Source organism: Psychrobacter immobilis (assembly GCF_904846285.1).
GTDB classification, from domain to species: domain Bacteria; phylum Pseudomonadota; class Gammaproteobacteria; order Pseudomonadales; family Moraxellaceae; genus Psychrobacter; species Psychrobacter immobilis_D.
Map to the genome: position 1 here is coordinate 23,414 of NZ_CAJHAD010000026.1, position 13,424 is coordinate 36,837.

General features: G+C 41.8%; 10 protein-coding genes and 1 other RNA gene. 5 read left to right on the forward strand and 6 right to left on the reverse strand.

Going from position 1 to position 13,424, the window contains the following annotated elements:
• Positions 1 to 33 precede the first annotated feature (33 nt).
• From JMX13_RS12190 to ffs, 3 genes are all read right to left on the reverse strand, one after another.
• Positions 34 to 3,096, reverse strand: a complete 3,063-nt coding sequence (locus JMX13_RS12190) for a M48 family metalloprotease (RefSeq protein ID WP_201612934.1) — start codon at positions 3,094 to 3,096, stop codon at positions 34 to 36.
• A gap of 39 nt (positions 3,097 to 3,135) precedes the next feature.
• On the reverse strand, positions 3,136 to 3,732 hold the full coding sequence (locus tag JMX13_RS12195; RefSeq protein WP_201546404.1) for a LemA family protein: 597 nt from the start codon (positions 3,730 to 3,732) through the stop codon (positions 3,136 to 3,138).
• A 213-nt stretch (positions 3,733 to 3,945) separates the two neighbouring features.
• An RNA gene (ffs, locus tag JMX13_RS12200) (signal recognition particle sRNA small type) lies at positions 3,946 to 4,042 on the reverse strand.
• 298 nt (positions 4,043 to 4,340) lie between these two features.
• Between ffs and JMX13_RS12205 the strand changes: the two genes are divergently transcribed.
• A complete protein-coding gene (locus JMX13_RS12205; RefSeq protein WP_201612936.1) occupies positions 4,341 to 5,057 on the forward strand; it encodes an SIMPL domain-containing protein in 717 nt (238 codons plus the stop codon).
• A 159-nt stretch (positions 5,058 to 5,216) separates the two neighbouring features.
• Here the strand turns inward: JMX13_RS12205 and JMX13_RS12210 are convergent, their stop codons facing one another.
• The 3 genes from JMX13_RS12210 to glnA form a co-directional block, all read right to left on the reverse strand.
• The gene (locus JMX13_RS12210) at positions 5,217 to 6,041 is read right to left on the reverse strand and encodes a DUF4124 domain-containing protein (protein ID WP_227686314.1); all 825 of its coding nucleotides are present in this window, start codon (positions 6,039 to 6,041) and stop codon (positions 5,217 to 5,219) included.
• A 195-nt stretch (positions 6,042 to 6,236) separates the two neighbouring features.
• A complete protein-coding gene (locus JMX13_RS12215) occupies positions 6,237 to 7,007 on the reverse strand; it encodes a hypothetical protein (protein WP_201612938.1) in 771 nt (256 codons plus the stop codon).
• Positions 7,008 to 7,285: 278 nt separating this feature from the next.
• Positions 7,286 to 8,695: a type I glutamate--ammonia ligase gene (glnA, locus tag JMX13_RS12220; protein ID WP_149489375.1), complete on the reverse strand. Its 1,410-nt coding sequence runs from the start codon at positions 8,693 to 8,695 to the stop codon at positions 7,286 to 7,288.
• 780 nt (positions 8,696 to 9,475) lie between these two features.
• Here glnA and JMX13_RS12225 point away from each other — a divergent pair.
• From JMX13_RS12225 to JMX13_RS12240, 4 genes are all read left to right on the forward strand, one after another.
• Positions 9,476 to 10,099: an anthranilate synthase component II gene (locus JMX13_RS12225; RefSeq protein ID WP_201612940.1), complete on the forward strand. Its 624-nt coding sequence runs from the start codon at positions 9,476 to 9,478 to the stop codon at positions 10,097 to 10,099.
• Between the two features lie 114 nt (positions 10,100 to 10,213).
• A complete protein-coding gene (trpD, locus tag JMX13_RS12230) occupies positions 10,214 to 11,350 on the forward strand; it encodes an anthranilate phosphoribosyltransferase (RefSeq protein WP_201612954.1) in 1,137 nt (378 codons plus the stop codon).
• A gap of 120 nt (positions 11,351 to 11,470) precedes the next feature.
• The gene (trpC, locus tag JMX13_RS12235; RefSeq protein ID WP_201612942.1) at positions 11,471 to 12,358 is read left to right on the forward strand and encodes an indole-3-glycerol phosphate synthase TrpC; all 888 of its coding nucleotides are present in this window, start codon (positions 11,471 to 11,473) and stop codon (positions 12,356 to 12,358) included.
• Between the two features lie 100 nt (positions 12,359 to 12,458).
• The gene (locus JMX13_RS12240) at positions 12,459 to 13,190 is read left to right on the forward strand and encodes a Smr/MutS family protein (RefSeq protein ID WP_201564977.1); all 732 of its coding nucleotides are present in this window, start codon (positions 12,459 to 12,461) and stop codon (positions 13,188 to 13,190) included.
• Positions 13,191 to 13,424: the final 234 nt, after the last annotated feature.

Below are 13,424 nucleotides of genomic sequence, written 5' to 3' on the forward strand. Positions count from 1 at the left end.
AAAAGAATACTCAAATGCCATCAATGACATTGCTCAAAAAAGCTGCCGAACGCCTAGCCAATGATTGGCAAGCTCGGTCAAGCAATCATACTCATCTTGACTGACTATCGTATCGTGTAACATCACTGTATGCAACGTACTCAGCCATTGCCGGTACGTATGATAAGCATAAAAATGGCGCGTACTATCATTGCCCGCCTTATCTACACTATCTGTCCTATCTGCATTGTCGTCCTGTATATGAGCATTATAATCTATTTGAGCGCCGCCCTGTTGCCTCTGTCGATAATTATCATCACCTTTGGCTTCTGATACATACGATTGACTGGCAGATGCTATAAAAATAGGTACGGCTTCTATCAATGCTAGTAATTGAACAGTATTTAAACTTTGCGCAGTCAATAACAACCATTGCAAATTTGCCTCACTAACGGCTGCTAAATCAATATCAATCAAACGTGCATGACGGCGTAAATCTACAAGATAATGAGCAACGCTAGCACTATTATAGCTGAGCACTGAATTAGGTGTTGAGATAGGTGCTGAGCTATCTAGTGCAGATATTATCTGCCCTTTAGCATCCTTTGATAAGCGATAAGCCAATAAAGTAAGCATTGTTTTCGCGGCAATATCGAGACCATTAAACACCTGTCCTGACGGGTCAAGCTGAGCATAAATATCATCCGTGCCAGCGTGCAATACTTGCTGCCATTGATAGTATAGATATTGAGGGTGAAGATGCGACTGAACCTGTGTATCATTTAATACGGCAGACAATACGGGTAACAATTGCTGCAGCTGTAGCGCCTGCCATAACGCTAAAATCGCTGGCGACCGAGAATGGGTATTCTCTAAAGGATTTAATACGGATGTAGATTTATCAATAGAATCATCATTATCTATATTATCAGCGATATTTTGGCTTAAATCAGCCGTAAGGGAGTTTTCAAACAGCTCAATGATACCTTGCTGATAACGCAATAGCATCGTACGACACTTTTTTTGCTGCACATAATGTTGATGATCTTGATTGCTATGACTGGCTTCATATTTTAAGCGCAATTCATCGATAGCGTTTTCTGATAGATTATGTTGGCGTAGTTGCTTTAACGCCAACATAATCAAAGCACTGTCTAATCGTCTGTCAAGATTTGCCACTGCCGCTAATAATTTATGATCGAGTGTATGCGGTAAAATTTGTGTGTTGCCGCTTGTATCAGTTTCAGCAGCAGAGGTTCCATCGTTAGCAAGCCCAAGCCAGATATCAGTTAAATCATAAGTTGCTGTTGTTGACAGCACACAACCCTGATGACAAAGTAACACGGCTTCAATCAAAGCTTGCGCCCCTAGCGGGTGATAACTGTGATTGAGCACATACTGCGGTAGCAATACCTTTTGTATGTCATCAATGCCAACCAATGCATCAGACGGCAAATCACTATCAGGTTTGGCTTGCCATGGCTTAAGCAGCTGCTGAGTACCGATATCTTCTGCTTGCACCTGCAAACGCCCATCAATAACAACATCTTGCTCTACAACAAACTCAAGCCCCGCATCGGCTTCCGATTGGTTGTTCAGTTTACCTGTAGAAAAGACAGCGACTTCTTTATTGATAACGTCATTAGAGCCATCGATGATGCTGTTATTAATAGAGGCTGATTGATTGTTAAATATTGACGAGTGTTGCGTATTTGTCTCTTGTTTAATACTGCTTAGGCTATTTGCTGTTATCACGCCCCAATCACCCAATCGCTGCTGTTCATATATCTCTTTAATCTTTTGTTGATTGATGCGTTTTTCTTTAGCAACCTGCACCGCGAAATCATGATAAGCATTGTCGTTAATAGCGTTCATACGCTCAGTCAAGCTTGGATGCGTAGCAAACCACGAGAAGTCACCCAAATCCGCCCCGCTACTGGCAAAAAAGAAATGACTAAGCCCATTGATATCGGCGATACCGGTTAAGCGCGAACCAAGCGAATCTTGATAGATGGCTTTTAAGGTTTCCATGATCGCAGGCGAGCGTGTTAGCTGTACGCTCGTCGCATCAGCGAGTAACTCACGTTCACGATTAAAGCTGTGTTTAATGAGTTGAGCACTGGCCATGCTTGAGAAGCTCAATCCATGTATTAGTAATGTCCAGATACTTCGCGGCGCTTGCCGATCAGTGGCAGCTGTGCTTTGTAGCCACATCGACTGAGGCTTAGCAGATGACTGCTGATTTTTGGATTGATTTTGCCAGTAGGTGACCCACTCATTATGAGTCGTAAAGCTTGCTGTCTGCGCTTCAGTGCTACGGGCATGACTATCAATGGCTCTTTGGGGTAAAGGGTTATTTTGATTGACCGCATTGTCAAAATAATTTTGCTGCTTATTCTGACTGCTAGCGCCAAAGTTATTGACGGAATCACTCCAGTCATAAAGTAATTGCAAGCCTGCTAGCACGACCATTAGCTGTAAATTGAAGGTGGCATCGCCATGCAAGATATGACCATATTCGTGCCCTATCAAGCCATACAACGCCTCATCGGACAGCTTATCAAGCGCGCCTTGAGTGACAACCAATACCATATCTTGACTATGACGGCCGGCAACGAAGCCGTTAATCCCTTGCTCATCAGGCAGAACATACAAAATAGGCATATTCAAACCCGAGGCAATGGCGAGCTGTTGGGCAATCTCATAATAACGGCGATAAACAGGCGGAAAATCGCGCTCATTACGCACTGCAATATGGCGGTCACTAAAGCGAACCTTTGCTGCAGATTTATGCTGATGAGCAACCCCTTGGCTATGCTCCCAAGCATCTTGGCTGTGGTCGATAAACAAGCGAACCGCGCCCACACGCTGAGCAATCGCACGACCACCTGCTTTTAAGCGTCCATATTCTAAAAAACTACCGACGACAAAGCTACCGATTGTCCATACGACGACCAGTATTAATACCCAATGATAAATGCCACCGGTAAATATCGTCAGCAGCAGCGACATAATAGCGAGCGCCACCGCAATATGGGCAAATATAATGAGAAAAAATAGCCCATAGAGCAATAAGCTGCGCCGAGTACGGCTACGCTGTGCACCAAAGAAATCCATCTACTTATCTGACCTAGCGATAGCTAAATGCATATAAAATCAACCCATATTAACGACAGGTGCTTGCGCAATTGCCTTTCTGTCTTCAAATACCAATGGGCTGAGTGGCCGAAAGCCAAATGTGCTGCTGACGAGGTTATTAGGGAACACTTCACGGTCGTTATTATAAAACATCACGCTGTCATTATAATGCTGACGTGCAAAGCCAATCCGATTTTCAGTATTGGTCAACTCATCCATCAACTCTTTAATCATACTGTCCGCTTTTAGCTCAGGGTAAGCCTCCACAACCGCTGAGAATTGACCTAATGCTTTAGATAACATCCCTTCTGCCTTGGCAAACAGCGCCATGTGTTCAAGCGAATCTGGCTGATGCTTGCTAGAATCCTGCAGACTTTGAGCATGATTACGCGCACTAATCACGCGGGTCAGCGTTTCTTCTTCGTGCGCTAAATAACGCTTGGCTGTCTCAACCAAATTTGGAATCAAATCATGACGACGTTTTAGTTGTACATCGATTTGCGCAAAGCCATTTTTCGCTTGGTTGCGGGCACGCACCAGCTTATTAAAAACGGATACCCCAAAGACCACGACCAATACAACCACTGCAATGAACACCCAAACAAACATTTTCATAAACAGATCCCAAAACGTTTCGTATTAATAATTGATATTATTGTTAATAAAGGTTACTACATTGTATTTTAACCTATAAATCTGGTTCAGAGTTCAAAATCAGACGAAATGCAGGCGAAAAAAAAGCCCTTTACGATGAAGGACTTATTATCAGGTTTGACTCTTTGAAACGATATAGCAGGACTATCAGCAAATTTTGGGCAAAAAAAGCGACTCCAAAAGCACATCCTCGGCACACATTATAACTATTACCGTTGCTACCTTCCGGTCCTGGCGGGGTTCATAGAACAATGTTGCGAGGCTACCAATGGAGCCACCAGTTGCAGATTATACAAGAATTTTTTATTATTACAACCCCCATCGTCAAACTGTTTGCTTTAGGCGATAAACCATCTCTCCACTTACTGCGCACAAGCAACGATGCAACCAAATCTAAGCAGCAACTTGAATGACAAAATTCTCACAGCAATTGGTTTGATTTTTGCTATTTTAGTCAGGGTATATTGAATAAAAACCAATACAAAAAACCCTCATATAAAAGTGAGTTTTATAACCATACACCTCGCACAAATATGATTACGATTATTACCACTTATTAGGAGATAGCTATGAGAAATACTTGGATGAACAAAGCCGCACTTGCTACAGGCACCGCTGCCTTATTGACATCGATGATGGGTAGCGCCCATGCAGAACCCACAGGCTACGATCAGCTGACTTTTCAGACAGAAGTCAAAGAAGAAATTCAGAATGACGAAGTTCGCGCCAGTATGTATAAAAAAGCCCAGGCATCAGATGCTAAAACACTAGCGACCACGCTTAATACCTCTGTCAATAATGCCATGAAAATCGCCAAACGCTACCCAAGCGTGACAGTCAGTACCGGTCAGCAGCGCACCTACCCGCGCTACGATAAAAATGACAAAATCATTGGTTGGACTGGACAAGCCAGCATCGACTTAAAGAGCACCGACTTTGCGGCGACCAGCCAGTTGATTGCAGACTTACAACAAACCTTAGTCATGGAAAATCTAAACTTTGGGGTTTCAGATGCTAAAAAAGATGCGCTAGAGCAAAAACTGATGACCGATGCTTCACGCGCCTTTCAACAGCAGGCTAAAAACCTGACTCGTGCATGGGATGCACGCAGCTATCGTGTCGTCACTGTCAATCTAAATACCGGCAGCAACTATCCGCGCCCTATGTATAGCGCGATGAACATGAAAGCTGAATCTGTAAGTGATTCAGTACCAAGCCAAAGCTTTGAGTCTGGCAACAGCACCATTTCAGTGACTGCTAATGGCACGATTGAATTAACAAAATAAATGAATAATTAATGAGTTAAGCAATAGATATTATTGCTAAGTTCTATAGATAAGGGCAATCACTGCTTTCAGTGATTGCCCTTATTTTATGTCTATGAATTATTATTAATGTATTGCCGCTAATTTTTTATTATTAACATTTAACACAGTGACCCAAAGTTATTTTTTTACTGGCTCTTCAAGTGTCATGGGTCTATCAACTATGGGTCTATCAACTACTGGTTTAGTAAATGACAACATATTCGGTTGTTTGCCATCTTGACGCATTTTTAATAGTACTTTTTGATGCCAAGGCAGGCGCTGATAAGCCAATAATTGCTCTGCTATTTTTTTCTTATTTTGCAAGGTTTGCGTATTTTGGATGACATAGACGGTACGCTCTACCTGTTTTGCTATCTGACCTTTTTTATTTTTCAGCACAGCTTTTACGCTATGCGTACCCGGCAGAATATCAACGGTTGCGATCGAAGCGCTTAAACCTTGCGCCACCTCGTTACCATCTAAGTAAATGCTGACACTATCGCCTGCTTGTAGTGCCGGTTTTACTTGCACCTTTACATCAATAATTTGTACGGGACGACGATACGCCCGCTCTTCACTAGGCTCTGTCATCGTCAGCTGATAATTAATGGGCGCTTTATTAGCGGTTGAGTCACTGTTGGCAGTGGTGTTAGCGGCAGCAGGAGCTTGGGTAGTATTGACAGGCTGATTGCTTGTATTATTTGTTTGACCCGAACTATTTGCACCAACACTATCATTGCCAGTTATGACACTGGTTTGACTAATTTGCTTACCTGCCTGCTGTTGATAATTTTGCGGACGATCGGTAAAGGTGACTTGACCCGTTTTTTCATCGACAACTTTATAGATAGCAGCGGCATTTGCCATCGGTGCGTAGAGACTGGCTGTGCTGATAGTCAAACCTGTTAGTAGGCTTAGCGACAACCTTTTATTGAAAATAGTACTTTTTAATGATGAAATCATAGTCAGTCAACCTAATAAGTGCGCGTGTTTAATAAGTATAGTAGTACTATTATGGGGTATTTTTCAGCGAATAACACTAGCGTCTATTATGTTAGATAAATGACAAATAGACTCTAGTCTAGAATAGTACATTTACGACAGCAGTAGTCTTATACAGGAATTTATGAAGATATGACCTCTTAAGTTAGTCGTTTTTTACTCTATTGGTGAAATATTCCATGTATCTATCAAATCCCATATCACAGTATCGATTTCCTGCCAGTGCTCTAAGTTACTACGATGAAAATACCATTCAACTTTGATACCACCATAAATAGGCTCGTATGAAATAGCTTTTACCTGATCATCACCTCGAAATGAAAAAACTATGCCAGAGACTTGACTGTTAGTAGAGTCACCAAAGCAACCTAATCCAATATCGTCTCGAATGTCACATTGAAGATTGTATTGATCAGACATTTCTGATTTATATTTACCTTTCTTATCTATCAAATAAGCCTCTTTAGTTGTACGACTGGTTTGATATGAGTTAATCACTACCTTCACCTGATCAGGATGATCTAAGGTGTCATTAGAATTAACACTGTTATCTGTAGCCTGTACCAACGAGCCGTTGAGCATCAGATTAAACTCATACCCTCCGCCTGATGTTTTAGAGATAGGCATGTCTCTTGCTTCTTCTTCACTTATATTGTCAAACTCCGTAGGCTGATAATCAATGGGAAATTGTCCAATATAACGTTCATACTGTGGACGATAAAACTCTCTTTCTACTCGTTCATTGTGGGTGACAAAATGCTCCCGCCTTTCTTCCACTTCAGCCTTGAGAATGAGATGATCGTTGATCTTCCAAGTGACGATGTTGCCCTCTTTATATGGGTCTTGCTTTTTTTCTTGTTGCATACAGCCTATTTGAAATAGTGACAAGCTGATTACTAAGAAAAGGCTTAAGGTTGAGGTTTTCATGGCATTGCCTGCTGTTATCATTATTATAGCTGGTTGTGAAAAACTGAGTATTGCGGTTTACTATGCACTCCACCTTGTAGAAACCGTGAGCTTAAATTCTAAGAAATTCACCAGTAAGAAACACTACTATGAGTAAAGACGTAATTACATTCGTCATCATGTATTCGTTATCAGGCTCTCATTTTAAAACAATTGTCGATAAAAAAGCCATAAAAAAACCAGCTAAATGCGATTTAGCTGGTTTTTGTTTATCGAGAATTTAGCGTGTTAACTACAAATTAGCAGCTATAGTACAAGTCAAACTCAACAGGATGTACCGTGATATTGACACGCTGTACTTCTTCTTGCTTCAGTGCAATATAGGCTTCTAACATCTCTTTAGTGAAGACGTCACCTTTTAATAAGAACTCATGATCATCTTTTAACGCCTGTAGCGCCACTTCTAAGTTTTCGGCGACCGTTGGAATGAGTGCTTCTTCTTCTGGTGGCAAGTCATATAAGTTTTTATCAGCGGCTTCACCTGGATGCATTTTGTTTTGAATACCGTCAAGACCTGCCATCAACAACGCCGCAAACGCTAGGTATGGGTTGGCTGCTGGATCAGGGAAACGTGCTTCAACACGCACCGCTTTTGGGCTACTAACGTGCGGAATACGGATAGAGGCTGAGCGGTTAGACGCTGAGTATGCCAGTTTGATAGGCGCTTCATAATGTGGCACTAGGCGCTTATAGCTGTTGGTCGATGGGTTGGTAATCGCATTCAAGGCACGCGCATGTTTGATAACACCGCCGATAAAGTATAGCGCGGTTTCTGAAAGACCAGCATATTCATCGCCTGAGAAAGTATTGACGCCGTCTTTTGAGATAGAAATATGCACGTGCATGCCAGAACCATTATCACCAACGATAGGTTTTGGCATAAAAGTTGCGGTTTTACCAAACTGATGGGCAACGTTATGTACTGCGTACTTGAGCTTTTGTACTTCATCCGCCTTGCGAACTAACGTATTAAAAGCAACGCCAATCTCTAGCTGGCAAGGAGTAACTTCATGATGATGCACCTCAATGCAACCTTCGCCAATCATATCTTCGATACGATCGCACATCACCGCACGCATATCTTGTGAGCTATCAACCGGTGGTACTGGTACATAGCCACCTTTAACGCGCGGGCGATGCCCCATGTTGCCCCACTCATAGTCTTTATTGGTCGACCAAGCGGCTTCTTCAGCGACAATTTCATGGCTGACACCAGACATGTTGACAGACCATTTCACTTCATCAAATACAAAAAACTCAGGCTCAGGACCAAAAAAAGCCGTGTCGCCAATGCCAGTCGATTTCAAATACTCTTCAGCACGGCGAGCGATAGAGCGTGGGTCACGATCATAGCCTTGTAGCGTTGATGGCTCGATAATGTCACAGGTCACAACCACAGTAACCGCGTCAAAAAACGGGTCGATAAAGGCGGTTTCTGGATCAGGGCGCAAAATCATGTCGGAGGCTTCGATACCTTTCCAGCCAGCAATCGATGAACCGTCAAACATCTTGCCATCTTCCATCACTTCTTCATCAACGCTGTGCGCCGGAAAAGTCATGTGATGCTCTTTACCGCGAGTATCGGTGAAACGAAAATCAACCCATTTGGCATTGGATGATTTGATCAGATCAAGTAATTTATTTGACATAAATAATTTCCCTTGTGGTTATCATGGTATTTAAATTGAGACTTAGGATGAAAAAATCTAAACTGCGAAATTCTTAAAAACTTTAAAATCTATTTATAAAACTGAGCTAAAAATAAATCGTATTGTTCCTATTATGCTGGGACTTAGCGATATATTTAGAACGTTCATCATTGGTTAATCAGTGCATTTCTTTATTATTAACGGCTAATTTTTCTTAACCGAATAAAGGCAGGGGCTATTTTAGCAACATCTGACTCATAATGCTGAACTCTTCAAATGCATATTAGTAATTAAACCTTACATTGCTCAGTAGCGGCGGCTACTAACACTTGTGAGAGCTGCAACTGCTATGCCAATTTTGACTGCAGTCATCAAACCCTCAATATAACAAAAAGTCATAGTCCACAAGTATTGCTAGCAAATACAAATACTTATAAAAAATATCCTGATGTATTAGCAAGTGATTGGCATCACCACTGTGGTGTTTAACTATCAATTGTAAATGTATAACAAAACAATAACAGCACTATAAATGAGCAGTAATTAGCGTTTTCTTAGTAAATTTCGCACCTTTATAGTGCATATATTATCAATCATAGTGCCACTGAGCGGCATTTGATAGATGGTAAAATAGTGTTAAGATAACGACTTTTAATATAGCAAGATTAAAAAACTATTTAGCATTATAGAAACGGCTTCGCTTTATAAATAACCATAAACAATCCTCATAATTAAGTGCAAGATAGTAAAGTACCAGAAAATCAATGAGTTGAAGATATAATGATTTTGATGATCGATAATTACGACAGCTTTACCTACAATATTGTACAGTACTTCGGCGAATTGCAGCAGGACATCACAGTTTGGCGTAATGATGAGATCAGCATTGATGAAATTAAAGCACTTGCCCCAGATGCCATTGTTATTGGTCCCGGACCCTGCGACCCTGATCGCGCTGGTATATCGTTAGAGGTGATTGAGACTTTTAAGGGCATGATCCCAATATTAGGTATTTGCTTGGGCCATCAGGCAATCGGCCAAGCATTTGGCGGCAAAGTTGTGAAAGCAAGCGAGGTCATGCATGGGCGTTTATCGGCTATTTATCATCATGGACAAGCCGCGTTTGTCGATTTGCCCAATCCAGCACAGTTTACCCGTTATCATTCGCTGGTGCTTGAAAAGTCCAGCTTACCCGACTGCTTTGAAGTCAGCGCTTGGACACAAAATGCGGGCGGTAGTATCGAAGCCATCATGGGCATTCGTCACCGTGAGTTCGCGATTGAAGGCGTTCAGTTTCATCCTGAATCGATTTTAAGCGAAGCAGGTTATCAACTGCTTAATAACTTTTTGCAAGCGCATCACTTAGCGGTGATAGCCTCAGATGAGCTACCGCAAGTAGGATAGCTGTTTTAAACAACGCGCTTTATTTAACCTAATCAATTTATACGATAATTATAAAAGATAATAATAAGTGAGAATATTATGACCTCTGCCGCTATGCAGGATGAAAAATCAATGATGGAACAAATTAATAAGAGTAAGCAAATTAGCCAAACCCAGCAAGCTGTTGAGGATATCAATCAGCTGTCTGATGAGAGTATCCATAAGCTACTAACCACCGCTTTGGGCAGAATTTTTCAGCATATTGATTTAACTTTTGATGAGATGTATCAAGTGATGCTCATCATTATGCAAGGCAGATGTAGCGATGCCATGATGGGCGCAATTTTGACGGGTCTGCGTATGAAAGGCGAATCAATCGATGAGATTACGGCGTCGGCGAGTGCCATGCGTGCCTTAGCTGCCAATATCAGCCCAAAAGACTGCGAATATATGGTGGATATCGTTGGTACTGGGGGTGATGGTGCCAATTTATTTAACGTATCAACAGCCGCAGCATTAGTAGCAGCAGCAGCAGGTGCCCAAGTTGCTAAGCATGGTAACCGCGGCGTTTCGACCAAATCTGGTAGCTCAGATTTACTTGAGCAAGCAGGCATTAGTCTTTCCCTGACCCCTGAACAAGCGCAGCAGTGTATCGAAAATCAAGGCATTGGTTTCTTATTTGCCCCCAATCATCATAGTGCGATGCGTTATGCCAATCCAGTACGCCGTGAGCTAAAAGCGCGGACGATTTTTAATATTTTAGGTCCACTCACCAACCCTGCTGGCACACCAAATCTTGTCATCGGCGTCTTTACCGCGCAGTTATGTGAACCTTTGGCAAAAGTGATGAAAAATCTGGGCGCGCGCCATGTGATGGTGGTCGGTGCAAAAGATGGTTTGGATGAAATCAGTCTGGCCACCTCAACCACGGTAGCTGAGTTAAAAGATGGTGAAATCTCTGTTTATGAGATGATGCCAGAAGATGCCGGCGTTGAATCACAAACTCTTATCGGGCTTGATGTAGATTCTCCAGAACAAAGCTTGGCACTTATTCGTGCCGCTTTATCAGGCACGAACACTAATGACCGCGCTGTCCTAAAAGCCCGTGATATGATTGCGTTAAATGCCGGTGCGGCAATATATACTGCGGGTCTTGCGAGCAACTATCCAAATGGCGTGAGCCGCGCACAAAAAGTCATTCAAAATGGTGACGCTTTAATTAAGCTAGATGACTTGGCCAAATATACACAGCAATTAGCCACTGAAGCTTGATAAAATTAGATTTAAAAAAATACGTTACGCATAATCCTTTTAATCACAGCTATTTATGCAGCTTTAATTTATTTACTTAATTGTTTCCCTAATTTTTTTACCAAATAACGGAATATAGCCATGACCGCCAATCTAAAATCAGATACTTCTATTCCTTCAGTGTTGCAGCGTATTGTCGCTACTAAACATGAGGAAGTGGTCGCTGCTCATGCGGCAGTATCGCTTGAGGCATTAAAGGCACAAGTTGCCGCTGATACAAAGCCCCGTCGCGGTTTTGCTAATGCTTTGCGCAGCGTTGATATTGGTATCATTGCTGAGATTAAAAAAGCTTCACCTTCTAAAGGTGTTATCAATCATAACTTTGCGCCAGCGCTGTTTGCTAAGCAATATGAGCAAGCGGGTGCCAGTTGTCTGTCGGTGCTTACCGACCGTGATTATTTCCAAGGTGATGACAGCTACTTAATCCAAGCACGCGAGTCTTGCAGCTTACCGATATTACGTAAAGATTTTATGGTCGATGTATATCAGATTTACCAATCTTACTTGATGGGTGCCGATTGCATCTTGCTGATTATGGCCTGTCTTGACGATACCCAAGTACAAGAGCTACACGCTTTAAGCATTGAGCTTGGTATGGATGTATTGATAGAAGTGCATACGGCAGAAGAGCTTGAACGTGCCCTACAGCTGCCACATTCAGAACACAATATTTACGGTGTCAACAACCGTGATTTAAATACCTTTGATGTGGATTTACAGACGACACTTGAGTTAAAGAACACGCTATTACGTGAGCTTGCCATCGATGATGCGCTTTCTGCTAATCCCAATGCCAGCTTAGCACGACCGCTCATCGTAACCGAAAGTGGTATTCACAGCAGCGATGATATCCAAATGATGTTAAGCCATAATATTCAGCACTTCTTAATCGGTGAGCAATTTATGAAAACTGAACATCCTGGACAAGCATTACAATCCTTACTTGCGAGCGTCGCAGCACAGGCGTAAAGTAATTAAAAAAGTAACTGAAAAATCTTAATTTAAGATTAGATAGTTTCAAGACATCTAATAAACACCTCATTCACTCACCAACGATACGTTAACTATTATGTCAAACTCTCTGTTTTCAAAAGAAATGCAAGACCAACTAAAAGAGCTTAAAGGGCAACTGAGTAAAGGTCGTGATACCAACTCAGCAGATGGCGACAATGAAAAGCCAACCGAACCTGTCTCACTGTTGACGCAAAAACAAGTTAAAAAGACGGTCAAGCAATTAGATAGCGAACATATCGACGACGATAAAGTGCTATTTATGCAAGCGATGCATGGCGTCAATCAACTAGAAGATAAAAATGTACGCTCGCCTGCCAATGCTTCAAAAGCTGGCAAACTTGACGCCGCAACGTTATCAAAACGTGCCGCAGCTCAAGGTAGTGAAGCAAGTGACTTGGGCGCAGGCCTGTCAGATATGCAAGCATTACTCAATCCTGTTGCTGCTGAAGCCTATTTGTCTTATAAGCAGCCAACCTTGCAAAACAAAATCTTTGATCAACTCAAAAAAGGCAAGCTACGTTGGTATGACGCGGTAGATATTCATGGCTGCACCATCGAAGAAGCGCGCGTGGCGATGACCCAACTATTAAGCCAAGCGAAACAAAATAACGAAACCATGGTAAAAATCGTCCATGGTAAAGGTTCTGAGGCCATTTTAAAAACCTGCGTCAATGGTTGGCTACGTCAATTGCCAGAAGTATTGGCTTTTTGCTCTGCCCCACCAAAAGATGGCGGTAATGGTGCGGTATTGGTCTTACTTAAAAAGCCTAAAAATGATGGCGAGTAGTTGTTAGTTTTAGCTCAACATCAAAATAAAAAGGACTGCAAATCGCAGTCCTTTTTTATAAAGAAAATCGTACAATTTTTTAATCATAAGCTTCAATTATATATGCCATTATTTTTATATCTCTATTTTTCCGTTTAAAAAACAGTGAAATCAGAACTATAGTCAGTCTTTTATAAATAAGATACAATTGTTTTAAAACAAGCGAAATGGTATAAGAATATATGACCTATTCAG